We start from the raw sequence: 24,457 nt of genomic DNA, 5'->3' as shown, positions 1-24,457 counted from the left end.
ACGCGTACCCCCGGCTCGTGACACACGACGGCGGCCACGCCCCGCCGGGGAGCATGGCCGCCGCGGCGGTCGGGGTCAGGAGCTGTAGCCGCGACCGGCGATCCAGTTGGCCAGCTCGGTCACGCTCATCCAGTACGTCGGCTCGTCCGGCCGGGCCGGGTCCGCGATCAGCACCGTGTTCCCGTCGTCCTGGTAGCGCACCACCGTCAGGTAGTGACCGGGGTAGTAGTGCTCCACCCCGTCGACGTCCCGGGCGCCGCCCAGGATGTTCGCCACCACCGGCCGGTCGGCGTCCACCGCGGCGCGGACGTCCGCCCGCAGCCGCTCGACCTGCTCGCGGGTGGCCACGTCGTCGCGGATCTCGGTGGTCCTGTACTTGCCGCCGGTGTACTCGTTGAGCACCCGGGTGACGTCGATCGCGGAGTCGGTGCCGCTCTCGGTGGTGCCCAGCTTGGCGGCCAGCTCGTCCTGGCTGACGTCCTTGCCCTCGGCGGAGAGCGCGATCCGGGCAGAGGCCGGCCCGCAGTAGAAGAAGTTCGGCTGGGCCTGGTACTCGTAGTCGGCGCTGGGGTCACCCTTGCCCTTGACCGGGGCGGCGTGCGCGGCCACGGCCGGGCCGGCGACGGTGCTGCCGGCAGCGGCCAGGCCGGCGACGGAGAGCAGGCACCTACGGACGATCGGGTTCATGCGGGGCTCCATTCGGGGGTCGACGCTCCGTGGGGAGACGCGGCACCTTCAGTGGGCGCTCGGCGTACGCCAGAGTGCAACGGCCCTGGTGGTGGCCCCATTCCGGCGGTGAGCGGGGCCACCGCCGAACCGGACGGACGCCTCAGTCGGGCAGGCTTCCCAACAGACGGGTCACCGCGATCTCCAGGACCACCCGCTCCGGGTTCGGGCGGGGCTGGCGATAGCGGGCCGCGTACCACCGCTCGGCCTCCGCCACCGACTCCGGGTCCCGACGCACCACCGCCCGGCCCTCCACGGTCAGCCACCAGCGGCCGTCGACCTGACACACCGCCACCGGCGTGCCCGCCGCCCCGGCGGCCGCCACGTGCCGGGCCTTGGCCGACCCACCCGACGTGATCACGCGGGCCAGCCCGGTCTCCGGGTCGAAGGTCACCCCGACCGGCACGACGTGCGGGGTGCCGTCGGCGCGCAACGTGGTCAGCGTGGCGAGGTGCCGATCGGCGAAGAAGCGGGCGACCCGCCCGTCGTGCGGGTCCAACCGGTGATCCCCGGACATGCCGTCTCCTCGCTCGCTGCCGGACCGTCGAGCTGATGATCGGTCATCGACGCGGCGCGCCACCCGGCGGGGCGGCGGGCAGCGACGGGGCCGGAGCCTCCCGGGTGAGGCGTTGCGCCGCCCGGTGCTTGGCGGCCAGCCGACCCAGATAGAACAACGCGCCGGCCAGCACGCCCATGTCGTCCAGGTAGATCGGGTCGGGCAGCAGGTCGACCGGCAGGATCGTGTAGATCAGCGCGCCGTAGAACGCGACCTTGCCGCCGGCGCCGAGCGCCCCGAGCATGCGGCGGGTGCGGACCACCCGGATCGCGAGCAGCACCGCCCCGACCAGTGTCGCCACGGCGACGACGGCGGCGAGGCCGACAAGCAACCAGGATTCACGGGACACGACATCACGCTAGCCCAGCCGGGCCATCGCCGCCCGACGATCAGTAGGCCGCCACGGCGGCCCGGCCCCGGGCCACCGGCGCCAGCTCACGGGTGACCTCGGCGGCCGGCAGCTCCCGGGTGGTCTCCGGGCCGGCGAAGCCCACGATGGCGAGCGCCGCCTGCGGCTCGGCCACCGGGTGCAGCGCCGCGAACGCCTCCTCGCGCAGGCTCCGCGCCGCGGCCGCGGCGGTCTCGGCGGCCCGCCAGGCGGCCTGTTCCCGCTCGGCGGCGGCGTGGTGCCGGGCGCGGAGATTGTCCCGCACCAGCCGACGCAGCAGCAGTTCTTGCTCCACCGGGTGCCGGCTCGGGTCCCAGCCGCGCCCACCGAGGATGTCGCTGAGCTGCTGCACGGTGATCTCCTTGCGCCACTGGGCGTCCAGCGCCGCCCGGTGCAGCCAGCGCTCCCGGTCCGCGTACTCGGCCGGGGTCCGGGCGGTCCGGGGCAGCGGCAGCGCCGCGGCGGCGGCCAGCCGTCGGACGTCCTCCTCCGCCGCCTGGTAGACCAGCCAGCTCTCCTCGGCCTCGTCCTGGGCGGCCGACCAGTCCGCGCGGCTCCGCTCGGCGGTCACCGCCGCGCGGGACGCGGCCACCGAGACCTCGTCGGCGTAGCGGCTGCGTTCCCGGGCCCGCTCGCGGGACTGCTCGGCCAGATCGATGCTGCTCGGTCGCGCGGCCTCGCTGATCCGGTCGCCGAACACCGAGCGGAACCGGGTCGGACGGACGACCAGCGCGGCGACCACGACCGCCGCGAGGGCGAGCAGGGCCAGCCAGATCACGGCGGCGGCGGGGACGTCCGGCAGGACGGTGGAGAAGACGGTCTGCATGTGCGGCACCTCAGGGTGGAGCGATTGTCGATAGACGATTGGCCCGGAGGACGGGCGGTGTGCGCGGCGGGGCGCGACGGGGATGCGCGAGAGGCGGCGACGGCGGGGTCGCGCCGGGGCGTACCGGAAAGGTGGCCCGTCAGGCGCGCGGCGGCCCGCGGCGGGCGATGGCCGCCCGGAGCGGCTCGGCGGCGGCGACGACCTCGACGCCGGGAACCGGTTCGGCGGCGCCGTCATCGGCGCGGGCGGGGACGGCCGGCCCGGTGGTGATCGAGTCGGCGGTGTGGGTGGCGGACGCCGTGGACGGTGCGACCACGGTCGCCCGCGTGGTGAAGACCGGCCGGAGCGGCGTGGCGTCGACACCGTCGACGGCCGCCGTCGTGGCCGGCCTCTCGACGTCGACCACCGCCACCGTGGTGGGCGTCGTCGTGGCGTCGGCGGGTGCGGCCGCCAAGCCCTGCATCCCGGCGATCAACGCCAGCGTGGTCACGGCGGTGCGGGCGATCCGGCGCAGCATCGCCGTCCAGGTGGACGAGGCGAACGCTACGGGCAGCACCACATCAACCTATCGGTCAACGCCGGATCGCGCAGCTCGACGATCTTGCCGGTTTCGTGAGCCGCCCCACGGATCGGTGTGGACAGACCTTCTTCTTCGCTCCGGACGGTGCGGCCGGATGCATCGACGGTGATGAGATTGGTGACAGTTTCCGGCCGGTCCGGTCGGGCACACTGCTGCGATCGGACACCCGACCGCGAGGAGAAGCCATGGGAGCACGCCGCGCCGCGAAGGCACTGGTCGCCGCGTTGACCGCCGCCACCGTCCTGGGTGCCGCCGCACCGGCTCGGGCGGCGAGCACGTCGGTCGACACCGGGCCGCTGCGCCCGGTCGCCGACGTCGACGTCGACCGGTACGTCGGCGACTGGTACCAGGTCGCGGCGATCCCGCAGTGGTTCGAGATCCAGTGCTTCAAGAACGTCAAGGCCCGGTACGACGTCCAGCCCGACGGCACCATCGGCGTCCGCAACACCTGCCGGACGATCGTCGGCACCACCAGCACGGTCACCGGGCGGGCCCGGAGCGAGAACCCACCCGCCGACTCGGCGCTGACCGTCTCCTTCGTCAAGCTCGGCGGCCGGTGGATCTATCTGGGCGGCCCGAACTACGTGGTGATCGGGCTGGACCCGGACTACCGCTGGGCGGTCGTCGGCGACCCGGACCGCAGCAGCGGCTTCGTGCTGTCCCGGGAACCGGCCCTGGACGCGCAGCAGCTCGCCGACGTGCGGGCGACGCTCACCGACAACGGCTACGACCTCTGTGACTTCCGCACCACCCGGCAGGACGGCGGCGCGAAGGCCGGCGCGTTCTGCTGAACCGGGCGTCGACGTCGAACGGCGCGGCACCCGTCGAGGGGTGCCGCGCCGTTCGTCGTGCCAGGTCAGTTGCCGCCGAGCACCGGCGGTGGGACGGCGCCGCCGTCGCCCCAGACCATCTCGTCCTCGGTGAGCCAGGTCAGCCGACCCTCCGACTCGTCGTCGTCGGAGGTGCCGCGCCCGCCCAGCACCCCGTTGCGGCCGGCCATCGCGGGCCGGCCGGACGCGCCGGTGCGCCCGGACGACTTGCTCTCCGTCTCGACGGTCAGGCCACGGCCCGAGGTGAGCCGCCCGGTGCCGGCCGCCGACCGGCTCTCCGCGCCGGGCACGCCGCCCAGCCGGGCCGCGGACGCCGCGTTGGGGCCGGTGCCGGCGAGCGAGCCGGTGCTGAGCACACCGGGGCCGCCGAAGAGCCCACCGCCACCACCGCCGGCCGTCGCGGTCGGCGGGTTGCCGGCGCCGGGGCCGAAGCCCGGGCCGCCACCGATCGTCGGACCGGCCGTGGTGCCGGTCAGCGGACCGGCACCGGCCAGCGAGGTGCCGCTCGGGTCGACCGTGCCGCCGGTGGTGACCGAGCCGGGGCCGCCCGCGCCGGTCTGGCTGCCCGGATTGCCGCCGCCCGGGCCGCCGTCACCCGGCGTGCCGCTGGTCGGGGCCGTGTGGTGCACGCCCGACGTGGTCGCGGTGCCGTTCACGCCGGGACCGAAGCTGCCCAGGGTCGGGCCCGACGACGGCGTCTTCACCGACGGGCCGTCGTGCAGCGGCGGGTCGCTGTGGTCGTTCTGGCCGGGCAGGAGGATGGGGGGTGGCTCCGGCACGACGATCCGGCCGTACGCCGAGAAGTCGTAACCCTCGGCGAGCTTCGCCACCACCTGCACCATCCGCTGGTGCGCCTTCTCCTGCTCGGCCTCGTCCTGCTGGTGGCCGATGATGCCGCCGATCACCGCGCCCGGCGCGCCGCCGAGCAGGAAACCCTTGCCGGCGCCGCCGAGCAGCTTGTCGTTGTCGTCGGTCTTCTCCGGGCTCTCCGACGTGGTCTGGGCGGCGCGCAGGTCGCCGGCCATCATGTCGAGCGCCTGCCGGATGCCGGTCATCCCCTCGGCGAGGTTGCCGGAGTAGTCGGAGACCACGGTGAGCCGGCGCTGGAACTCGCGTGCGGCGTCGCCGGTCCAGGTCTTCGTCAGCCCGTCCAGGTCGGCGGCGAGGTCGCGGGCGAGGTCGTCGAGCGTGCCCTTGAGCGAGGTCCACTGGGCGCTCAGGCCCTCGATCTGGGTCGGGTCGCCGGCGTTGACGCCCTGGTAGAGCTCCTCGTGGCTGACGTGCTGGTAGCGCTGGGTGTATTCAGACACGAGGATCCTCCTTCGGCTGCTTCATCGCCTCGTTCAGCCCGGAGAGCGCGGCGGCGATGTCGGCCGCCGCGGCGGCGTTGCGGGCCTCGGCGGTCTTGTAGTTCGTCATGATCGTCGCGGTCGCCTCGCGGGCGGCCAGGACCGCCCGGCGCAGCCGGTCGACGTGATCGACGTAGCTCTGGTGGATCTCGGAGTAGCGGCGCGAGTTGTCGGTCGCGTCGGTGAACGTGCCGAGCGCGGGCGGCCGGCACTGCATCTCGGTGTTGAGCTTGCGCAGCACCGACTCCGCCTCGTGCAGACGCCGCTCGAGCCGCAGGTGGAAGTCCTCCAAGGACAGTACGTCAACTGTCGTGCGCCCGGTCATGCTGTATCCCCGTTGTCGTCGTCGCGAGCCGTTGGAGCCACGCTCAGGTTAGTCGAATCGCGCCAGCCCGGGCGACCCGTGACCGCACTGCTCCACTTCGGACCTACCGGCGGCGGGTCAGCCGCCCGGGACCTGGGCCGCCTCGCCGCCGGCCGAGGGCGAGGCGGCACCCTCCGGCACCGCTCCGGCATCGAAGTACGTCAGCGCGCCCGCCCGGTCCAGGGTCGGCCCGGTCGGCACCAGCGCCAGCAGCGAGGCGGGCACCGCCACCGGCGGCACGTCGCCGTAGCCGAGCGCGCTCCGCGCGTCGCCGCCATCGGCGCCGAGCGGGTAGCGGATCCCCTGGGCGGTGATCAGGTAGACCGTGGAGCCGGCCGCCGGCTTGCCGCTCTCACCGGCCGTGGCCTGCACCAACGCGCCCTTGCCGCCGGGCAGCAGCACGCTCTCGGCGGTGCGGACCGCGTCCCGGCCGCCCTGCCGGGCCGGCACCGCCGTCGACGCGGTCAGCTCCGCCGGCGGGGAGTCGAAGACCTCCAGTGTGGTGGTCGGCGGCTGGCCGGCCGGACCGGCCCGGTAGGTGGCGCACAGGACGGTGCGACCGGGGCGCACCTCGTGCAGCGTGGGCATCCGGGCCGGCAGCCCCTCCGGCTCCAGGCGCTGGTCGGTGTAGAGCCGCCCGGCCTCGTCGGGAGTGATCTGGGTCACCCCGCCGCCGCCGCCCTGGAGCAGCAGCGCCGTCACCTCACGCACCGTCGCCAGCCCCTGCCGGGTGAGGACGTAGTACTGGCCGGCGGCCTGGTAGACCTGCCCGATCCGGGCCGGCCGGTCGGCCACGGTGAGCCCGCTCGGGCGACCGTCGGAGTCGATCGTGGGCTTGCGCAGCACCGGACCCACCGGCACCGCGTTCAGCAGTTGCTGCCCGACCGTGAGGTTGGTCGCGCCGGCCATCTTCAAGGCGACCAGCGCCTGCTCGTCGCCGGCCACGCGCAGCCGGGCGCCGCCGGTGAGCAGGTAGCGCGCGTCGCTCGTGCGGACCAGCACGGCCTGGTCGGTGAGCGGCGTGCCGCCGGGCAGCGACCTGTCGATCAGCAGCCGGGTGGTCGAGCGCTGCGGGTCGTTCGGATCCGGCACGTCGCAGACCGACCAGGGAAGCCCCACCAGCGACCTGCGGTCCGGCAGGTCGTCCGGCGCGCCCACGATGCCGACCATCCGACCGCGCGGCCGGTCCTTGATCGACGCCTGCGACATGGTGCGCACCTCGGACGAGGCGTCGTTGACCACCAGCCGGGCCGAGGCGTAGTTGAGCGTCGGGTGCAGCACCTGGTCGTCGCCGAAATAGTAGGTGGCGCCGGTCTCCCGCTCGATCACCACGGTGTTCGCCGCGAGCGGTGCGGAGTTGCTGGTGAGCTGCCCGTACGCGCCCACGCCGCCGAGCACCACGGCCGCCGCGATGACGCTGCCGAACACCGCCATGCCCAGGCGGCGCATCGGCAGGTCGTTGGTCTCCGGGTCGCCGGCGAGCAACGCGGAGACGATGCGGCGGGTGACGAAGCGGTACGCCTGCACCTGATCGCGGCGGGTCCGCATGACTAACCTCCGGCAGGGGTGGGTCCGCGACGATCAGGTCCGAACAGCGTCGCGGGCTTCCCTACGATAAGGGGCCGTCGGGGGTGCGCCGGACCCCGTCCGCCACCCGACCACGCACCCCGCCGGCGGATGCCCAGGATGTCCAGAAGGGACGCTCACCGATGACGCAGCTCCAGGCGCCACCCGGTCGTACGGCCACCGCCCCCGCCGCGACGCCGGCGGACCGGCCGGTCACCCCGGCCGACAAGCGGCGGCGGGGCCGGCTCGGCCCGGTCGTCGTCGGTCAGCTCGTCGTGGTCGAGTGCGCGGCGCTCGCCGTCTGGTTCGCCACCGCCGGCCCGGTCTGGCTGCTCGCCACCGTCGCGGGGCTGGCGCTGCTGGCCGTGGTGGCCGCGTTCGCCCGGCGGGGCGGCCGCTGGTGGTACGAGGACCTGATGCTCCGCCGCCGGCTGCGCCGCCGCCGCGAGCGGGCTCGGGGCGCGCTGCCCGGTGGCGACCCCCGGCTGGCCGCGCTCGCCCCCGAGCTGACCGTGGTGGAGCTGACCGAACGCGGCACCCGGCTCGGCATCGGCCAGGACGACCGGGGCTGGTTCGCCGCGGTGGCGCTGACCGGCCGGCCCGGCGCGCCCGCCGGGCCGATCGAGGCGGCGACCGTGGACCGGGCCCTCGCGGTGCTCGCCGACTTCGCCGGCCCGGTCACCCAGACCCAGGTCGTCTCGCACACCCTGGTCTGGTACCCCGCGCCGGGCGCACCGCCCGCGGCGCACCGCACGGTGTGGGTGGCGCTGCGCCTGTCGGTGAGCGACGCCCGGTCCGAGACGGTGAGCCGCGGCGGCGGCCTGCACGGCGTGCACCGGACGGTGGCGGCCGGGGTGGGCCGGCTCGGCAAGGCACTCCACGCCGCCGGGCTCGGCCACCGGGTGCTCGGCCGCGACGAGCTGCACGCGGCGGTGGTCTCCGGCGCCGGGCTCGACCTGGCCCCGGAGTCCCCGGTCGAGTCCTGGACCAGCCTGCGCGGGGGCGGCTGGACCCAGCGGTGCCTGGCGCTGCGGGTCCGTCCCAACGGCTCGCTGGGCGCGCTGGTGGACGCCGTCACCTCGACCTCGGCGCCCTCGCACACGGTCGCCGCCGTGGTGCTCCCCGGCGGCCGGCGGGTGCCGCCGCTGCTGCGGGTCGCGGCCATGGACGGGCACGCCGAGGCGCTGGTGAAGGTGGTCCGTGAGATGGCCCGGCGGGCCGGGGTGCCGGCCCGCCCGCTGGACGGCCAGCACGGCCCCGGCGTCTACGCCACCGCGCCGGTCGGCACCGCGATGGGCACCGTCACGGTCGAAGGTTGACGATCCAGCCGTACATGCCGCAGACCCACACGGCCAGCGGCACCAGGGCGATGATCAGCAGGATCTCGATGATGTCCAGGGTGCGGCCCCAGACCGGGGAGATCCGCTTGCCGGCCACGGTCAGCCCGTAGACCAGGCTGATCACCGCCAGCACGGCCAGGCCGCCGAGGATCAGCCCCAGCCGGACCGCCAGCGACCCGGCGTCGAAGACCGCCGCGGCGGCCAGCCCGAGGCCGAGGCTGCCGGCGAGCAGCACCGGGACGCGCTGGCCCCGGCCGAGGAACGGGCGGGCCCGCAGCAGCGACAGCAGTGCCAGCACCAGGCAGAGCAGGATCGCCGGCAGCCGGCCGTCGGCGGCGAGCACCACCTCCCCGCCGAGCACCAGCAGCGACACGGTCCACAGCAGACCGGTGAGGAACGCGTCGGCGCGCTCGCTGTTGCGCAGCACCGACGGCCCGTCCACCGACTCGGTGTCGGTCTTCAGGTCCTCCGGGCCGGTCGGGATCGACGGCACCGGCAGCCGGGCGAGCCGGTAGGCGAGCATCGGCAGCGCCGGCAACGCGCCGAACGCCACCGCGGACACCACCGCCGCCGACGCGGCCGCGTCGATGCCGAACGCCAGGCTGAGCACCGCGCCGAGGCCGACCGCCGCGCCCACGCCGACGGCGCCGAGGAACAGCGGCAGCCGGTCCCCGACGGCGAGCGCGGCGATCGCGGCGAAGAGCACCACCGCGGTGCCGGCGAGCAGCACGTGCGGGCTGGCCAGCTCGCCGAGCGGTCGGTCCCCGGCGAGCACCAGCAGGCCGCCGACCGCCGCGTAGCCGACCCCGACCAGGGCCAGCACCGCGCCGGTGCGGCTGTCGCCGGCCGCCCGGGACAGCACCGCGGCGCCGACCAGCAGGGCGATCGCGACCACCAGGGCGGCCACCGCGCCGGGCAGGTGCGGCGGCCCGGCGAACAGCGCCGCGACCGCGCCGGCGGCCAGCGCCGAGGAGGCGAGAAGCACCGCGTACGCCCGGGTGGTGCCCACCTGCCAGGCGCCGGGCCGCTGGGTGGTGGAGGTGGCGACGGCGTCCACCACGTCGTCGAAGACGATCTCGGGTGCGGTGGCCGCCCGCGGGTTGAAGTAGAGCACCTCACCGTCGCGGACGCCGAGCTGCGCGGCGGTGCGCCCGCCGTCGAGCGGCTGCCCGCCGAGCCGGGACAGGCTCCACCCGCCGTGCCGCACGCCCTCGTCGGCGAGATCCTCGCCGGCGTAGCGCAGCAGCGTGGGCAGCAGGTCGGCCAGCGGCACGTCGGACGGCAACGCCAGATCCATCCTGGTGCGCGGCGCCACGATGGTGATCCGGCTCAGCCCGCCGGTCGCCGTCTTCGTCGCCACAGTGGCCTCCTCGTGCTCGCCTACGATCCACCCGGCCGTCGACGTCGCCCCCACGGGTCCACGACGCCTCCGGGAGATTACCTACGATGGCCCTCGCACAGGTTGCCCACCCGACGCTCGCCGGCGGTGGCAGCCCTTCTGGGGAGGGGAGAGCCGTGAGTACGGTGGTGTTCCGCCGACTTCCGCGTCAACCGGGGCCGGCGCTGCCACGCGGCGAGGTGCTGCTGGAGTCCCCGCCCGAGCTGCCGGAGCCGCAGGCCAAGGGCATGGGCCAGGTGTTGATGATCCTGCCGATGCTCTGCGGCGTCGGCGCGATGGCCTTCCTCTACGCCGGTCGTGGTGGCGGCATGATGACCTATGTGGCCGGTGGCCTGTTCGGCGTGTCGATGCTGGGCATGGCGCTCGGCACCCTCGGCAACGGCGGCAACGACAAGGCCGAGTTGAACGCCCAGCGCCGCGACTACATGCGCTACCTGGCGCAGATGCGCAAGCGCACCCGGCGGGCGGCCGAGCAGCAGCGCGCGGCGATGACCTGGCGGCACCCGGAGCCGGACGCGCTCTGGTCGATCGCCGCCTCGCGCCGGCTGTGGGAGCGGCGGATCACCGAGGACGACTTCGGCGAGGTGCGGATCGCGCTCGGCCCGCAACGGCTGGCGGTGGAGATCGTGCCGCCGGAGACCAAGCCGGTGGAGGACCTGGAGCCGATGAGCGCGATCGCGCTGCGCCGGTTCGTCCGCGCCCACTCCAGCGTGCCGGACCTGCCCACCGCGCTGTCGCTGCGCGCGTTCAGCCGGATCGCGCTGCGCGGTGACCGGGAGGCGGTGCTCGACCTGGCCCGGGCCGCGGTGGGCCAGTTGGTCACGTTCCACGCGCCGGAGGACCTGCTGGTGGTCGTGGTGGCCGCGCCGGACCGGCAGCCGGCCTGGGACTGGGTCAAGTGGCTGCCGCACGCCCAGCACCCGGGGCGGACGGACGCGGCCGGGGCGCGCCGGATGGTCTTCGCCGGCCTCAGCGAGGCGGAGTCGGCGCTCGGCAACGAGCTGGGCGGCCGACCCCGGTTCGCGCCCGAGGCGAAGCCGCTCACCACCGCGGCGCACGTGGTGGTGGTGCTCGACGGCGGGGAGGTCTCGGCGACCTGCGCGCTGACCGGGCCGGGGCTGCTCGGCACCACCGTGGTGGACCTGTCCGGTGCGGTGCCGCGCGACGCCGGTCGCTGGCTGCTCTGCCTGGACGCCGGTGACGGCAGCGGGCTCGACCTGGTGCGGGGCGCCACGTCGTCCCGGTTGGGCCGGCCGGACCGGTTGACCCTGGCGGCGGCCGAGGGGCTGGCCCGGCAGATCGCCCCGTTCCGGCTCTCCCAGCAGCAGGGCGCCAGCACCGACGAACCACTGGCCCGCAGCATGGAGCTGCCCGACCTGCTCGGCGTCGGCGACGCGGCCACCGTGGACACCCGGCAGACGTGGCGCCCGCGCAGCCAGCGCGACCGGTTGCGGATCCCGCTCGGCCTGGGGCCCGACGGCAACGTGGTCGAACTGGACTTCAAGGAGTCCGCGCACGAGGGCATGGGGCCGCACGGCCTGGTCATCGGTGCCACCGGTTCCGGCAAGAGCGAGCTGCTGCGGACGGTGGTCGGCGCGCTGGCCGTGACGCACTCCTCGGAGGAACTCAACTTCGTCCTGGTCGACTTCAAGGGTGGCGCCACCTTCGCCTCGCTGGACGCGCTGCCGCACACCAGCGCCGTGATCACCAACCTGTCCGACGAGCTGCCGCTGGTCGACCGGATGCGCGACGCGCTGGCCGGCGAGATGAACCGCCGGCAGGAGGTGCTGCGGGCGGCCGGCAACTACGTCTCCCGCTACGACTACGAGAAGGCGCGGGCGGCCGGTGAACCGCTGGACCCGATGCCCAGCCTGCTCATCATCTGCGACGAGTTCTCCGAGTTGCTGGCCGCCAAGCCGGACTTCATCGACCTGTTCGTGATGATCGGCCGGCTCGGCCGTTCGCTCGGCGTGCACCTGCTGCTCGCCTCCCAGCGGCTGGAGGAGGGCAAGCTGCGCGGGCTGGACACCCACCTGTCCTACCGGATCGGCCTGCGTACCTTCTCGGCGGTGGAGAGCCGGATCGTGCTCGGCGTGCCGGACGCGTACGAGCTGCCGAGCGCGCCGGGGCACGGCTACCTGAAGACCGACACGGCCACCATGCTGCGGTTCCGTGCCGCCTACGTCTCCGGCCCGTACCGGGCGCCGGGGCAGGTGCAGCGCTCGACCCGGGCGCAGGTGCAGCGCCGGATCGTGCCGTACGGCATCGACTACGTGCCGGTGCCGGCGCTGCCCACCCCGGCCGAGACCGCGCCGGAGCCGGACCAGGCCGGCGACGGCAAGGCGATGTCCATGCTGGACGTGCTGATCGCGCAGCTCAAGGGCCGCGGCCGGCCCGCGCACCAGGTGTGGCTGCCGCCGCTGGCCGAGCCGTCCGGGCTGGCCGAGCTGCTGCCGCCGCTGAGCGTGCACCCGACGTTCGGCCTGACCACCGCGGACTGGCCGGGTCGCGGCCGGCTGGCCGTGCCGGTGGGCATCGTGGACCGGCCTTACGAGCAGCGCCGGGACCCGATGATGGTGGACCTCGCCGGTGCCGGCGGCAACGTGGTGATCGTGGGTGCGTCGCTGAGTGGCAAGAGCACCATGCTGCGCTCGATGCTGGCCTCGCTGGCGCTCACCCACACGCCGCGCGAGGTGCAGTTCTTCTGCCTCGACTTCGGCGGTGGCGCGCTGCGCAGCCTGGACGGGTTGCCGCACACCTCAGGGGTGGCCGGCCGGCGTGACGTCGAGGCGGTCCGGCGCACGGTCGCCGAGGTGGTCGCCGTGATCGACGAGCGGGAGACCCGGTTCACCCAGCACGGCATCGACTCGGTGGCCAGCTATCGGCGGCGGCGGGCCGCCGGTGAGTTCGCCGACGACCCGTTCGGTGACGTCTTCCTCGTGGTGGACGGCTGGAACACGCTGCGCCAGGAGTACGAGGAGCTGGAACAGACCATCACCAACCTGGCCAACCGGGGCCTGGGGTTCGGCGTGCACGTGGTGATCACGGCGGTGCGCTGGGCGGAGATCCGGATCAACATGCGGGACCTGCTCGGCACCAAGTTGGAGCTGCGGCTCGGCGACGCGTCCGAGTCGGAGATCGACCGGCGGGCCGCGCAGAACGTGCCGGTCGGCGCGCCGGGCCGCGGCCTGACCCGCGACAAGTTGCACTTCCTGACCGCGATCTCGCGGATCGACGGCAAGCGCGACATCGAGGACCTGACCGAGGCGTCGATCGCGCTGGCCGGGCACGTGGCGACGAACTGGCCGGGTCGGCCGGCGCCGAAGGTGCGGCTGCTGCCGCGCAAGCTCACTGTCGACGAGCTGGCCCGGGTGGTCGACCGGGCCGCCCCGGGCATCCCGGTCGGGGTGAACGAGTCGGCGCTCGCCCCGGTCTACCTGGACCTGGCGAGCGAGCCGCACCTGACGGTCTTCGGCGACGCCGAGTGCGGCAAGACCAACCTGTTGCGGCTGATCGCCCGGGGGATCGCGGAGCGCTACACGCCGGCCCAGGCGCGGCTGGTCATCGCCGACTACCGGCGCGGGCTGCTGGGCGCGGTCGAGGGCGACCACCTGCTCGACTACGCGCCGTCCAACCAGGTGTTCAGCCAGGGGCTCGGCTCGATCCGCAGCGCCCTGCAGAACCGGCTGCCCGGCCCGGACGTGACCACCGCGCAGCTGCGTGACCGCAGCTGGTGGAAGGGGCCGGAGCTCTACATCCTGGTGGACGACTACGACCTGGTCGCCTCCGGTGGCAGTAATCCGCTCAGCGCGCTGCACGAGCTGCTGCCGCAGGCACGTGACATCGGCCTGCACCTGATCGTGACGCGGCGGGTGGGCGGCGTGGCGCGGGCCCTCTACGAGCCGGTGCTGCAGCGGCTGCGCGAGCTGGACTCGCCGGGCCTGCTGATGTCCGGCAGCCGGGAGGAGGGCGCGGTCTTCGGCAACCTGCGGCCGAGTCCGCAGCCGCCGGGCCGGGGCACGCTGGTCCGACGCCGCGACGGCCAGCATCTGATCCAGACCGCGTGGACCGAGCCGGCCTGATCGCGACCCGGCACCGTCCAACTCGTACGGTCCGCGCCGGATCGCGTTGGCCTGTCGGAATTCGACGATGGGACGGCAGGGCTGCGCGGGCTGGACGTCGTCCGCTACGGTTCGGATGAAGTGTCCGTCGGTGGGGTGTGTTCGCCTTGCCGCGGGGGAGAGGCGCGGCGGATCCGCCGCCACAACATGACGGAAGGGTGTGAAGCATGGCGTTCGAGGTCAGTGCAGCGACTCTGCACACCGCCGCGAGTGACGTGCGGTCCACGCGCAGCGATGTCGACGGCGAGCTCAAGAAGCTGTGGAACGTGGTCGATGACCTGGCCATGGCCTGGAAGGGTCAGGCCTCCACGGGCTTCCAGAGCCTGATGAATCGCTGGACCGAGGACACCGCCAAGCTGCTGACCGCGATGGACAACATCGCGGACCTGCTTGACAAGTCCGGCACGACTCACCAGGTCAACGACGAAGAGCAGCAGCAGATGCTGGACAAGTTCCACTCTGCGCTCAACCCGTGATCCGCGAAGACAGGCAGAGGAGGAATCGATGAGCATCAAGGTTGACTACGCTGTCCTCGAGAGCAGCAACCAGCAGATGCAGGCCATCTCGCGGACCATCGACGAGAAGCTGGACACGCTGCGGGCCATGCTGACGAAGCTCGAGTGGGAGGGCCAGGACCGGGTCGCCTACCAGCAGCACCAGGCCCAGTGGGACGCCGCCGTGCGGGACATCAACAAGGTCCTCAACGAGATCGGCGGCGCGGTGGGCATCGCCCGCGAGAACTACATGACCACGGAGATGAGCAACTCCAAGGTCTGGGGCAACTGACCCTCGACCGGTCCACCGCGGCTCCGCTCCGGCTCGTGTCGGGCGGGGCCGCGGTGCTTTTCGGGGTCGCCTTCCGCCCGTTCCCGCCGGGTGCGGGCGGAGCGTCGGGTCAGGCGTCCCGTGGCACGTCGCGCCGGCCGGGGCGCCAGCCGCGCCGCCGCCCACGCGCCAGGATCGGCCGCAGCGTCAGCAGGACGCCGGCCAGCAGCGCGCCGACGACGGCGGCCCAGATCGCGACCGTGCGCTGCCGGGCCAGCGGGTCGGTGTGCGGCGCGGGCGCCGGCATCGCGCCCAGCGGCGGGTCGCTGCGCGTGCCCAGCAGCCCGGTCACCGCCCGGTAGGGGTTGACCATCCCGTACCCGACCTGGGCGTTGTGGCCGTCGGGCGGGTTGTCGGCGGTGCGGGTCAGCCGGTAGGCCACCTCTTCCGGGCTGATGTCCGGGTGCGCGGCCCGCACCAGCGCGGCGGCACCGGAGACGTACGCGGTGGCGAAGCTCGTCCCGCCCTGCGGCTCGGCCCGGTAGCCGGACCCCTGGGGCGCCGGACCGACGATGTTCAGGCCGGGGCCGGCGATGTCCACGTAGTCCGCGCTGACCGAGCTGCCGACGTGGCCGCCCTGCTCGTCGATGCCGGCGACCGCGATCACCCCCGGGTACGCCGCCGGGTAGGCCGGCCGGTCCTCGCGGTTCTCCTGCCGGTTGCCGGCGGACGCCACCACCACCACGCCCTTGCCGAGCGCGTAGTCGACCGCCGACCTGAGCGTCGGGTCGTCGAGGGTGACCAGGGACAGGTTGATCACGTCGGCGTCGTGGTCGACCGCCCAGCGGATCGCCCGGCCGATCTCGCGCGGCACGTCCGGGTCGAAGTTCTCCTTGTTCTCGGCGAGCACCCGCAGTGGCAGGATCCGGGCCTCCGGCGCGATGCCCGTGTAGGGCGAGCCGCTGCCCTCGCGGCCGGCGATGATGCCCGCCACCATGGTGCCGTGCCCGACCAGGTCGCACTGCCCCTTGAGGTGGACCAGCTGGTTGAAGTCCTCGCCGGGGAGCACCCGGCCGCGCAGCAGCGGGTGGCTCGGCGACACGCCGGAGTCGACGACCGCGACCGTGACGCCCGCTCCCTTGCCGACCCGCCAGGCGGCGGCCGGGTCGAGCCGGCTCAGCGCCCATGGCGCCTCGGTGGGGGCCGGACCGCCGGTGGGTCCGCAGGCCGGCGCCGCCGCGGCGGGCGCGGGCGCCGCCAGCGCCGCGCCGAGCAGCGCGGTCACCGCCGTTCCGGAGAGGACGGACCTGATCCGGTGCCCGGTGGGGACGTGCCCCGTCGTCCCGTTCGGCCGCAAGCTGTCGCGCACGCGGTGAGATTACCGTCGCGGCCGTCGGCGCGCGGGCACGGGCGTGCGCCGGGCCGCGGTCACGGCTCGGTGGTGGTGTCCGGGGCCGGATCGACGGCGAAGAGGCCGAGCAACGCGCCCACCTGCTGGTCGGCCTCCGCCGGGTGCCGGAAGCGGCCGCTGGGGTTGATCGTGTATTCGTTGCGACGACCCACCCGGGTGCGGCGCAGGTAGCCGCCGGTCTCCAGGTCGGCGACGATGGCCTGGGCCGCCCGCTCGGTGACGCCCACCTCGTCGGCCACGTCCCGCAGGCGCGCGGTGGGGTTGCGCGCGATGGCCAGCAGCACGTGCCCGTGGTTGGTGAGGAAGGTCCAGTTGCGGCGGCTCCCGTCCTCCCCTGGTGTGGTCGCCATGGTGGTCATCGTATGGCTTCCCGGGGCCGCGCTCGGACCCGGCGCGGGCCGGGACCGTGACGTATGAAATGCGTATCACGAAATCTTGACGTGCCTTCGGCCACGTGTGACCGTGGGTCGCGAGGTCGACACGGCTGTCGGCCGGCCTGGTCGTTCCGCCCGAGGACGAGGTGAGCAGCGATGACCCCGACCACCCCTGACGAGGCACTCGCCGAACTGCGGGCCGGTAACCACCGGTTCGTCACCGGTGTGCCGCAGCACCCGAACCAGGACGCCGGGCGGCGGGCGGCCGTCGCCGACGGCCAGCACCCGTTCGCGGTGATCGTCGGCTGCTCCGACTCCCGGCTCGCCGCCGAGATCATCTTCGACCGGGGCCTCGGTGACCTCTTCGTGGTGCGCACCGCCGGGCACACCGCCGGCCCCGAGGTGCTCGGCAGCGTCGAGTACGCGGTCACCGTGCTCGGCACGCCGCTCGTGGTGGTGCTCGGCCACGACTCGTGCGGCGCGGTCCAGGCGGCCCGCGAGGCGGTCCGCACCGGCTCCGCCCCGCCCGGGCACCTGGGCGCGGTGGTGGACGCCGTGTCGCCCAGCCTGCTCCGCGCCGCCCGGCAGGGCGTCGAGGACCTCGACGGCATCGTGGACGTCCACATCGCGCAGATCGTGGAGACCCTGCTGGCCCGCTCGACGGTGCTCGCCGAGCGGGTGGCCGGCGGGGCGTGCGCGGTGGTCGGCATGTCGTACCGGCTCAGCGGCGGCGAGGCGCGGACGGTGGCGCAGTCCCCGGCCGCGCTGCCCACGCCGGCCGCACCGGCGGACCCGGCGCTCGCCGCCGGCTGAGTCCCATCCTGGCCACACGAAGAAGGGGCCGCCCGAGGGCGACCCCTTCTTCGTGTGCCTGTCGCGTCAGAGCAGCGACATGTGCACGTGGTCGGTGTGGTTGGAGGGTCCGCTGTAGGAGCTCCAGCCGGTTGCCGGGAACCAGATCTGCCGGTTCCAGATCACGTAGTAGATGCCCAGCCGGTCCGCGTTGCGGATGAGGAAGGCGGCCACCTCGTTGCCGTACCGGCGGGTGTCGTTGTTGTGCCACGGCGAGAAGCCGCTGTTCTGCAGCGACCAGTCGCAGGCCTTGCCCTTGGGGTGCTCCCACGGCCCGCCCGGACGGTAACAACCCACGAAGCGGTTGAAGCCGGCGCGCTTGACCTCCTTGTACGCGTGCAGCGTGCGCGGCGTGACGCAGCCGGAGGTGGTCGGGTCGTTCTCGCTGCACGACTCCGACTTCCACCCGCCGTCGGCGGTGCGGCCGGGGCCGACCTTGGCGACCGGCGAGGTGGCCGACACCAGGCCGCCGGTGAAACCGAGCCCACCGACCAGCTTCAGCGCCTTCTGCGCCTCGGTCCGCTCGCGGGCCATCGCGTTGGTCTGCTTCTCCTGCTCGCGCACCTCGGCGTCGGCGGCGATCTTGGCCTGCTCGGCGCGGGTCCTGGCCGCGTTGATGGCGGCGAGCCGCTGCGCGTTGTAGAGGTTGAGCTCGTCCAGGGCGCTGGCGCGTTCGACGAACGAGTCGGGCGACCGGCTCTCCAGCAGCATCGCCATCGCGCCCATCCGACCGGTCCGGTAGGACTGCGCGGCGATCTGGTTGACCTGCGGGCTGAGCGCCGCCAGGTCGGCCTCCGCCGCCGCCTTCTCGGCGGTCAGCCGCTTCTGGCGTTCCTGCGACTTGGTGAGCTTCGACTTCGCCTGGAGGTAGGACCGGTTGGCGGAGTCGATCGCCTCGGTGATGAGCGGCGGCTCGTCGTCCTCCGCGTGCCCCGAGGGCTTGGGGGCGGCGGCGTGCGGGGCGGCCGTGGCGGGGGTCGGCCCGACCAGCACGGCGAACGCGGCGAGCACGGCCACCACGGGTGTCGACCAGCGGCGCAGGGGTGCCGTCACAGTGTTCCCTTCCGTCGACCGCCGACCGGGTTAGCTGACGGGTTCGGGACGGAAGCGGCCCCTACCGCTCGCGCGGATTCACCCCATGTACCTGGTTCCCCGGTTCGCCCGGAGGCGATTGGGCGGCGGCACCGCAGGCGCCGGTGCGCGCCTTCGGCGGTGACCGGGGGCGAGGTTACCCGAGATCCCGACCGGGGATCTACGTCCGGAAGCCGACCAATCGCGAGAATTCGACATTGCCCAGCGTGAGCAGCATCGCGTTTGACGTCGGCCGTCACGCTGCGCAGTGTCACCATGCGGCCTCCGTACTCCTCGGTTCGCCGGGGCGCCGCCCGCCGAGCGCCTCCAGTGCCTCGTCCCGCCCCGGCGGCGGCGGGGCCGCCGCGGGCGACGCGGCGGCGGCGTCCGGTCGGCGCCGCCCGGCGGTGGTGACGACCGCGGCCAGCGCGGTGGTCAGCGGTACGGCGGCGATCAGGCCGAGCGTGGCGACCGCGCTGCGGACGATCTCCTGGGCGAGGAACTCGCTGGTGAGGATCTCGCCCACCGGGCGGGAGTCGGCGACCAGCAGGAGCAGCAGCGGCAGCGAGGCGCCCGCGTAGGCCAGCACGATGGTGTTGACGGTGGACGCGATGTGCGCCCGGCCGACCCGGGTGGCCGCGCGGTAGAGCTGCCGCCGGGACAGCCCCGGGTTGGCGCGCGCCAGCTCGGTGACGGTCGCCGCCTGGGTGACCGTGACGTCGTCCAGCACGCCCAGTGAGCCGATGATGATGCCGGCCAGCAGCAGCCCGTGCAGGTCGACGTCACCCTGGAACATGGACAGTGTGGTGGCGTCCTCGCTGCCGAAGCCGGTCAGGTGGGTGGCGCCGGTGGCCAGCGTGCCGAGCACGCCGGTGACCACCAGGCTGCCGAGGGTGCCGAGCACCGCCACCGAGGTCTGCGCGCTGATCCCGTGCGTCAGGTAGAGCACCACGAACATGATCAGCGCGGCGCCGACGATCGCCACCGGCAGCGGGGAGCGGCCGGCGCCGATCCCCGGCAGCACGAAGCCGAGCAGGATGGCGAAGCTGGCCACCAACCCACCGAGCGCGGCCAGCCCGCGCCAGCGACCGAACGCCACGATCGCGGCGGCGAAGAGCGCCACCAACCAGATCAGCGGCGTACCGCGCTGGTGCTCGGCGATGTTGTAGGCCTTGACCGTGGGGTCGGCCGGGTCGGTCAGCTCGACCAGGATCACCTCGTCGCCGACCTCCACCCGCGGCGCGCCGGGCCCCGCCGGGATCGGCGTCTCGACCTGCCGGCCCGCGTCCGGGCCCTGTTTCGCGGCGACGGTGACGGTGCCGCACGGGCCGTCGTCACCCGCCGGCGACTCCGGGGTCGGCGGGCAGGGCTCGGTCAGCACCCGGGTCACCGTGCCCTGGTGGCGCGGCACGTTCGCGCCGCCGGCCGGTGCCGGCCCCTGCCGGGGCCAGAGCGCCAGAGCCGCGATCACGGTGAGTACGAAGAGCGGCACCACTGTCGCGACGAGGATCCGGCGTACCCGCGGCGACGCGGGGGCGGCGGGGCTGTGGTCGGCGCCCACGGCGTCTCCCAACTGTCGACGGCGACCCGGTCACCGGCCCGGTCGGTCCCCGGTCGGCGCGGACGCGTGCTGACCACGTCCGGTCGTCGCCGGGCCATGGTAGCCAGGACCGGTCGGGCCGCCCGGGAGACGCCGCCGGCCACCGCCCCACCGGGAGGGCGTCGGCGGTCAGCTCAGACCGGCGCGCCGCCGCCGGTAGTCGTCCTCGTCGATCTCGCCACGCGCGTAGCGCTCGTCGAGGATGCGCCGGGCGGTGCCCGGCGTCGCGGCGCCCGAACCGGGCAGCCGGACCACCAGCCAGAACAGCCCCGCCAGCGCCACGAGCGCGAGCAGGGACCAGAGCCACATCCAGCCCGTCATCGGGCCCGACCACATCATCGCGCCGCCTCCGTCCGTCCGGCGGGTCGGCGTGCCGCCGACCCGGCCGCCACCTCGACGGTACGTCCGCGAGCGGCCCGGGGAGTCGGGCCGCGCGACCTGTTCTCGGGGGCGGCAGTCCTGGTCAGCCGCGCTTCATGAGGCGGCCCACGGCGGCCATCATCTCGGTGGCCATCTCGTCGGCGCGGCCCTCGGCGGCGCCCTCGTGCATGCAGTGCCGGGCGTGACCGTCGAGCAGGCCCAGGGCGACCTTGTCCAGCGCCGCCTGGATGGCCGAGATCTGGGTCAGCACGTCGATGCAGTAGCGGTCGTCCTCGACCATCTTCTCGATGCCCCGCACCTGGCCCTCGACGCGACGGAGCCGGGCGAGGAGCTGGTCCTTGCTGGCGGTGTAGCCCCGGGTCGGGGTGGACGGCGTGGTCATGCGTCGAGGATAGCGTACCCCTCGGGGGTATGGTAACGTTCCGCTTGTACCCCCAGGGGGTATCAGAATCGGAGGGCGACATGGACACCACCTACCAGGTGAACGGCATGACCTGCGGCCACTGCGTCAACGCCGTCAGCACCGAGCTGACCGCGCTGCCGGGCGTCACCGACGTCCAGGTCGACCTGGCCACCGGCCGGGTCACCGTCACCAGCCAGGGCCCGCTGAACGCGGACGCCGTCCGCGCCGCCGTCGACGAGGCGGGTTACGACCTCGCCGAGGCGTGACGGGCCCACCCATCCGTCAACCGGAGGAGGCACCATGAACACGGCGACGAAGCTGAGCGGCTTCGCCCTCGGCCTCGCGGCGGTGTTCGGCGGGGCGTTCGGGATCGGTCACCTGACCGGTCCCGCCGCCCCGGCCACCGAGACCAGCCACGACACCACCGACACCGACCACGGGTCCGGCGCCGCCGGCCACGGCGACGCGGGCTCGGCCGCCGCCGCGCACCTGCCCGGCGGGCTGCTCGTCTCGGAGCGCGGCTACACGTTCCAGCCGGTCGCCGCCCCGGCCGGCGAGTTCGCGTTCCGGATCACCGGGCCGGACGGCCGGCCGGTCACCCGCTACGAGGTGGCCCACGACAAGCGCATGCACCTGATCGTCGCCCGACGCGACCTGTCCGGGTTCCGCCACGTGCACCCCGAACTGGCCGACGACGGCACCTGGCGGGTCGCCTCGCCGCTCGCCGGGCCGGGAGTGTGGCGGGCGTTCGCCGACTTCACCCCCACCGGCGGCGAGGCGCTGACGCTCGGCGTCGACGTCACCGTCCCCGGCACCCTCACCGCCCGGCCACTGCCCGCCCCGGCCACCAGCACCACGGTCGACGGCTACACGGTCACGCTCGCCGGCGCGCCGGAGCCGGGCCGCACCAGCCGCCTCACGCTCACCGTCAGCCGCGACGGCCGCCCGGTCACCGACCTGTCGCCCTACCTCGGGGCGTACGGGCACCTGGTGGCGCTGCGCCAGGGCGACCTGGCCTACCTGCACGTGCACCCGGAGGGGGAGCCCGGCGACGGGCGGACGCCGGCCGGGCCGGCGGTCACGTTCGCGGCCGAGGTGCCCTCCGCCGGGGCGTACCGTCTCTACCTGGACTTCCGGCACGGCGACACGGTGCACACCGCCGAGTTCACCGTCGTGGCCGGCGACCAGGCCCCGCCGACGCCCACCGCGCCGGCGACCACCACCGCACCGACCCCGGCCGCCGGACACGGCAGCCCGGGGCACGGACACGGCTGACCGGGAGGTGCCGCGATGACCACCACGGGAAAGACGCTGCCCACCGCGCCGAACCTGATCGAACTCACGATCGGCGGCATGACCTGCGCCTCCTGCGCGGCCCGGATCGAGAAGAAGCTCAACCGGATGGACGGCGTCGAGGCCACGGTGAACTACGCCACCGAGAAGGCCACCGTCCGGTACGCCGACGAGGTCGCGCCGGACGACCTCATCGCCACCGTGGAGAAGACCGGCTACACGGCTGTGGTGCCGCCCCCGCCCGCCTCCGGCGAGGCGACCACGGTCGTCGAGCCGGTGGACGAGCTGCGTGGCGCGCGTACCCGGTTGTGGGTCTCCGCCGTGCTGACCCTGCCGGTGATCGTGCTGGCCATGGTGCCGGCCTGGCAGTTCGACTACTGGCAGTGGGCCTCGCTCACCCTGGCCGCGCCGGTGGTGGTCTGGGGCGGGCTGCCGTTCCACCGGGCCGCGCTGGTCAACCTGCGCCACGGCGCGGCGACCATGGACACCCTGGTCTCGCTCGGCACGCTTGCCGCGTTCGGCTGGTCGCTCTGGGCGCTCTTCCTCGGCGACGCCGGGATGCCGGGGATGACCCACCCGTTCCGGTTCGACATCACCCGGAGCGACGGCGCCGGCAACATCTATCTGGAGGCCGCCGCCGGGGTGACGGTCTTCATCCTGGCCGGGCGATACTTCGAGGCCCGCGCCAAGCGCACCGCCGGCTCCGCGCTGCGCGCCCTGCTCGAACTGGGTGCGAAGGACGTGGCGGTGCGGCGCGGCGGGCAGGAGGTGCGGATCCCGGTCGACCAGCTCGCGGTCGGCGACCGGTTCGTGGTCCGGCCGGGGGAGAAGATCGCCACCGACGGTGTGGTCGAGGAGGGCACCTCGGCGGTCGACGCCAGCATGCTCACCGGCGAGTCGGTCCCGGTCGAGGTGGGGCCGGGGGACGCCGTGGTGGGCGCGACGGTGAACGCCGGCGGCCGGCTCGTGGTGCGGGCCACCCGGATCGGCGGGGACACCCAGCTCGCCCAGATGGCTCGGCTGGTGGAGCAGGCGCAGACCGGCAAGGCGGCGGTGCAGCGGCTCGCCGACCGGATCTCGGGCGTCTTCGTACCGATCGTGATCGCCCTGGCCGCCGCCACGCTGGGCTGGTGGCTCGGCACCGGCGCCGGGTCGACCGCCGCGTTCACCGCCGCCGTGGCGGTGCTGATCATCGCCTGCCCGTGCGCGCTGGGCCTGGCCACGCCGACCGCGCTGCTGGTCGGCACCGGGCGGGGCGCGCAGCTCGGCGTGCTGATCAAGGGGCCGGAGGTGCTGGAGTCCACCCGCCGGGTCGACACCGTGGTGCTGGACAAGACCGGCACCGTCACCACCGGCCGGATGGCGCTCGCCGAGGTGCTGCCCGCGACCGGCGAGGACGCCGGCGAGCTGCTCCGGCTGGCCGGCGCGCTGGAGGCGGCCTCCGAGCACCCGATCGCCCGGGCGATCGCCGAGACCGCGGCCGAGGCCGGGACGCCGCCCGCCGTCGCCGACTTCGCCAATGCCGAGGGCCTGGGCGTGACCGGAACGGTCGACGGCCGGAGCGTGGTGGTCGGGCGGCTCCGGCTGCTGCGGGAACGCGGCCTCGACGTACCCGACGCGGTCGAGCGGGCCGCGACCGGCGCGGCGGCGGACGGCCGCACGGCGGTCCTGGTCGGCTGGGACGGGCGGGCCCGCGGGGTGCTCGCGGTGGCCGACGCGGTGAAGCCGACCAGCCGGGCGGCGGTCGACCGGCTGCGCGGCTTGGGGCTCACCCCGGTGCTGCTCACCGGCGACAACGCCACCGTGGCCGGCGCGGTGGCCGCCGAGGTGGGCATCGACGAGGTGATCGCGGAGGTGCTGCCGGCGGACAAGGTCGAGGTGGTCGAGCGGCTCCAACGCGAGGGCCGGGTGGTCGCCATGGTCGGTGACGGGGTCAACGACGCGGCCGCGCTGGCCCGGGCCGACCTCGGGCTGGCCATGGGCACCGGCACCGACGTGGCGATCGAGGCCGCCGACCTGACCCTGGTCCGGGGCGACCTGCTGGCCGCGGCGGACGCCATCCGGCTCTCCCGCCGCACCCTGGCGGTCATCAAGGGCAACCTGTTCTGGGCGTTCGCCTACAACGTGGCCGCGCTGCCGCTGGCCGCCGCCGGGCTGCTCAACCCGATGCTCGCCGGGGCGGCGATGGCCTTCTCGTCGGTCTTCGTGGTGGCGAACAGCCTCCGGCTGCGGCGGTTTCGCCCGATCGGGTGATGTGGGATT

Annotated in this window: 24 protein-coding genes and 1 riboswitch; of the genes, 9 read left to right on the top strand and 15 right to left on the bottom strand. The window is 74.4% G+C overall.

Annotation, left to right across the window (positions count from 1 at the left end; translation table 11 throughout):
* Nucleotides 1–75: 75 nt before the first annotated feature.
* From GA0070213_RS13390 to GA0070213_RS13370, 5 genes are all read right to left on the bottom strand, one after another.
* A complete protein-coding gene (locus tag GA0070213_RS13390; protein ID WP_091063161.1) occupies nucleotides 76–687 on the bottom strand; it encodes a C39 family peptidase in 612 nt (203 codons plus the stop codon).
* Nucleotides 688–829: 142 nt separating this feature from the next.
* Nucleotides 830–1,243 (bottom strand): pyridoxamine 5'-phosphate oxidase family protein, encoded by a 414-nt coding sequence (locus GA0070213_RS13385; RefSeq protein WP_091062582.1) that lies wholly within the window; start codon nucleotides 1,241–1,243, stop codon nucleotides 830–832.
* A 43-nt stretch (nucleotides 1,244–1,286) separates the two neighbouring features.
* Entirely contained in the window at nucleotides 1,287–1,631 is a 345-nt protein-coding gene (locus tag GA0070213_RS13380) for a YkvA family protein (protein WP_091062580.1), read from the bottom strand.
* A 40-nt stretch (nucleotides 1,632–1,671) separates the two neighbouring features.
* The gene (locus GA0070213_RS13375) at nucleotides 1,672–2,496 is read right to left on the bottom strand and encodes a hypothetical protein (protein WP_091062579.1); all 825 of its coding nucleotides are present in this window, start codon (nucleotides 2,494–2,496) and stop codon (nucleotides 1,672–1,674) included.
* A gap of 139 nt (nucleotides 2,497–2,635) precedes the next feature.
* Nucleotides 2,636–3,052 (bottom strand): hypothetical protein, encoded by a 417-nt coding sequence (locus tag GA0070213_RS13370; RefSeq protein WP_091063157.1) that lies wholly within the window; start codon nucleotides 3,050–3,052, stop codon nucleotides 2,636–2,638.
* A 209-nt stretch (nucleotides 3,053–3,261) separates the two neighbouring features.
* On the opposite strand from GA0070213_RS13370, the gene GA0070213_RS13365 reads away from it, so the two are divergent.
* Nucleotides 3,262–3,867: a lipocalin family protein gene (locus GA0070213_RS13365; protein WP_091062577.1), complete on the top strand. Its 606-nt coding sequence runs from the start codon at nucleotides 3,262–3,264 to the stop codon at nucleotides 3,865–3,867.
* 65 nt (nucleotides 3,868–3,932) lie between these two features.
* Here the strand turns inward: GA0070213_RS13365 and GA0070213_RS13360 are convergent, their stop codons facing one another.
* The 3 genes from GA0070213_RS13360 to eccB form a co-directional block, all read right to left on the bottom strand.
* On the bottom strand, nucleotides 3,933–5,216 hold the full coding sequence (locus tag GA0070213_RS13360; RefSeq protein WP_091062576.1) for a WXG100 family type VII secretion target: 1,284 nt from the start codon (nucleotides 5,214–5,216) through the stop codon (nucleotides 3,933–3,935).
* A complete protein-coding gene (locus GA0070213_RS13355; protein ID WP_091062574.1) occupies nucleotides 5,209–5,580 on the bottom strand; it encodes a hypothetical protein in 372 nt (123 codons plus the stop codon). Before GA0070213_RS13355 ends, GA0070213_RS13360 begins: the two co-directional genes overlap by 8 nt.
* A gap of 117 nt (nucleotides 5,581–5,697) precedes the next feature.
* Nucleotides 5,698–7,167 (bottom strand): type VII secretion protein EccB, encoded by a 1,470-nt coding sequence (eccB, locus tag GA0070213_RS13350; protein ID WP_091062571.1) that lies wholly within the window; start codon nucleotides 7,165–7,167, stop codon nucleotides 5,698–5,700.
* A gap of 161 nt (nucleotides 7,168–7,328) precedes the next feature.
* Between eccB and GA0070213_RS13345 the strand changes: the two genes are divergently transcribed.
* Nucleotides 7,329–8,504: a type VII secretion protein EccE gene (locus GA0070213_RS13345; RefSeq protein WP_091062569.1), complete on the top strand. Its 1,176-nt coding sequence runs from the start codon at nucleotides 7,329–7,331 to the stop codon at nucleotides 8,502–8,504.
* Here the strand turns inward: GA0070213_RS13345 and eccD are convergent.
* Nucleotides 8,488–9,885, bottom strand: a complete 1,398-nt coding sequence (eccD, locus tag GA0070213_RS13340; RefSeq protein ID WP_091062568.1) for a type VII secretion integral membrane protein EccD — start codon at nucleotides 9,883–9,885, stop codon at nucleotides 8,488–8,490. The two genes, GA0070213_RS13345 and eccD, sit on opposite strands and share 17 nt — an antisense overlap.
* 155 nt (nucleotides 9,886–10,040) lie before the next feature.
* On the opposite strand from eccD, the gene eccCa reads away from it, so the two are divergent.
* The 3 genes from eccCa to GA0070213_RS13325 all read left to right on the top strand — a co-directional run bounded on the left by eccCa (nucleotide 10,041) and on the right by GA0070213_RS13325 (nucleotide 14,831).
* Nucleotides 10,041–14,006: a type VII secretion protein EccCa gene (eccCa, locus tag GA0070213_RS13335; protein ID WP_091062559.1), complete on the top strand. Its 3,966-nt coding sequence runs from the start codon at nucleotides 10,041–10,043 to the stop codon at nucleotides 14,004–14,006.
* A gap of 206 nt (nucleotides 14,007–14,212) precedes the next feature.
* The gene (locus tag GA0070213_RS13330) at nucleotides 14,213–14,521 is read left to right on the top strand and encodes a WXG100 family type VII secretion target (protein ID WP_091062557.1); all 309 of its coding nucleotides are present in this window, start codon (nucleotides 14,213–14,215) and stop codon (nucleotides 14,519–14,521) included.
* A 28-nt stretch (nucleotides 14,522–14,549) separates the two neighbouring features.
* Entirely contained in the window at nucleotides 14,550–14,831 is a 282-nt protein-coding gene (locus GA0070213_RS13325; RefSeq protein WP_091062555.1) for a WXG100 family type VII secretion target, read from the top strand.
* Between the two features lie 109 nt (nucleotides 14,832–14,940).
* On the opposite strand, the gene mycP is transcribed toward GA0070213_RS13325, so the two are convergent.
* Together mycP and GA0070213_RS13315 are read right to left on the bottom strand one after the other, a co-directional pair.
* A complete protein-coding gene (mycP, locus tag GA0070213_RS13320; RefSeq protein ID WP_245716378.1) occupies nucleotides 14,941–16,179 on the bottom strand; it encodes a type VII secretion-associated serine protease mycosin in 1,239 nt (412 codons plus the stop codon).
* 59 nt (nucleotides 16,180–16,238) lie between these two features.
* A complete protein-coding gene (locus tag GA0070213_RS13315) occupies nucleotides 16,239–16,580 on the bottom strand; it encodes a helix-turn-helix transcriptional regulator (protein ID WP_091062551.1) in 342 nt (113 codons plus the stop codon).
* A gap of 171 nt (nucleotides 16,581–16,751) precedes the next feature.
* Between GA0070213_RS13315 and GA0070213_RS13310 the strand changes: the two genes are divergently transcribed.
* The gene (locus GA0070213_RS13310) at nucleotides 16,752–17,408 is read left to right on the top strand and encodes a carbonic anhydrase (protein ID WP_091062549.1); all 657 of its coding nucleotides are present in this window, start codon (nucleotides 16,752–16,754) and stop codon (nucleotides 17,406–17,408) included.
* A gap of 66 nt (nucleotides 17,409–17,474) precedes the next feature.
* Here GA0070213_RS13310 and GA0070213_RS13305 read toward each other — a convergent pair whose 3' ends face one another.
* From GA0070213_RS13305 to GA0070213_RS13290, 4 genes are all read right to left on the bottom strand, one after another.
* Nucleotides 17,475–18,500, bottom strand: a complete 1,026-nt coding sequence (locus tag GA0070213_RS13305; RefSeq protein ID WP_091062546.1) for a coiled-coil domain-containing protein — start codon at nucleotides 18,498–18,500, stop codon at nucleotides 17,475–17,477.
* Between the two features lie 4 nt (nucleotides 18,501–18,504).
* Nucleotides 18,505–18,635, bottom strand: a riboswitch (cyclic di-AMP (ydaO/yuaA leader).
* A 154-nt stretch (nucleotides 18,636–18,789) separates the two neighbouring features.
* On the bottom strand, nucleotides 18,790–20,079 hold the full coding sequence (locus GA0070213_RS13300; RefSeq protein ID WP_091062544.1) for a YibE/F family protein: 1,290 nt from the start codon (nucleotides 20,077–20,079) through the stop codon (nucleotides 18,790–18,792).
* A gap of 168 nt (nucleotides 20,080–20,247) precedes the next feature.
* Complete coding sequence (locus GA0070213_RS13295) at nucleotides 20,248–20,439, bottom strand: SHOCT domain-containing protein (RefSeq protein ID WP_245716377.1); 192 nt, start codon at nucleotides 20,437–20,439, stop codon at nucleotides 20,248–20,250.
* A gap of 142 nt (nucleotides 20,440–20,581) precedes the next feature.
* Entirely contained in the window at nucleotides 20,582–20,881 is a 300-nt protein-coding gene (locus GA0070213_RS13290) for a metal-sensitive transcriptional regulator (RefSeq protein ID WP_091062541.1), read from the bottom strand.
* A gap of 80 nt (nucleotides 20,882–20,961) precedes the next feature.
* Here GA0070213_RS13290 and GA0070213_RS13285 point away from each other — a divergent pair, with 80 nt between their 5' ends.
* From GA0070213_RS13285 to GA0070213_RS13275, 3 genes are read left to right on the top strand one after another with little or no spacing between them, the layout of a single operon-like run.
* The gene (locus GA0070213_RS13285) at nucleotides 20,962–21,168 is read left to right on the top strand and encodes a heavy-metal-associated domain-containing protein (RefSeq protein WP_091062539.1); all 207 of its coding nucleotides are present in this window, start codon (nucleotides 20,962–20,964) and stop codon (nucleotides 21,166–21,168) included.
* A 34-nt stretch (nucleotides 21,169–21,202) separates the two neighbouring features.
* Nucleotides 21,203–22,177: a hypothetical protein gene (locus GA0070213_RS13280; protein WP_091062537.1), complete on the top strand. Its 975-nt coding sequence runs from the start codon at nucleotides 21,203–21,205 to the stop codon at nucleotides 22,175–22,177.
* 15 nt (nucleotides 22,178–22,192) lie between these two features.
* On the top strand, nucleotides 22,193–24,448 hold the full coding sequence (locus GA0070213_RS13275; protein ID WP_091062535.1) for a heavy metal translocating P-type ATPase: 2,256 nt from the start codon (nucleotides 22,193–22,195) through the stop codon (nucleotides 24,446–24,448).
* Nucleotides 24,449–24,457 lie beyond the last annotated feature (9 nt).

The organism is Micromonospora humi (assembly GCF_900090105.1).
In the GTDB taxonomy this organism is placed as follows: Bacteria; Actinomycetota; Actinomycetes; order Mycobacteriales; family Micromonosporaceae; genus Micromonospora; species Micromonospora humi.
This window is presented reverse-complemented; position numbering and strand designations above follow the sequence as displayed.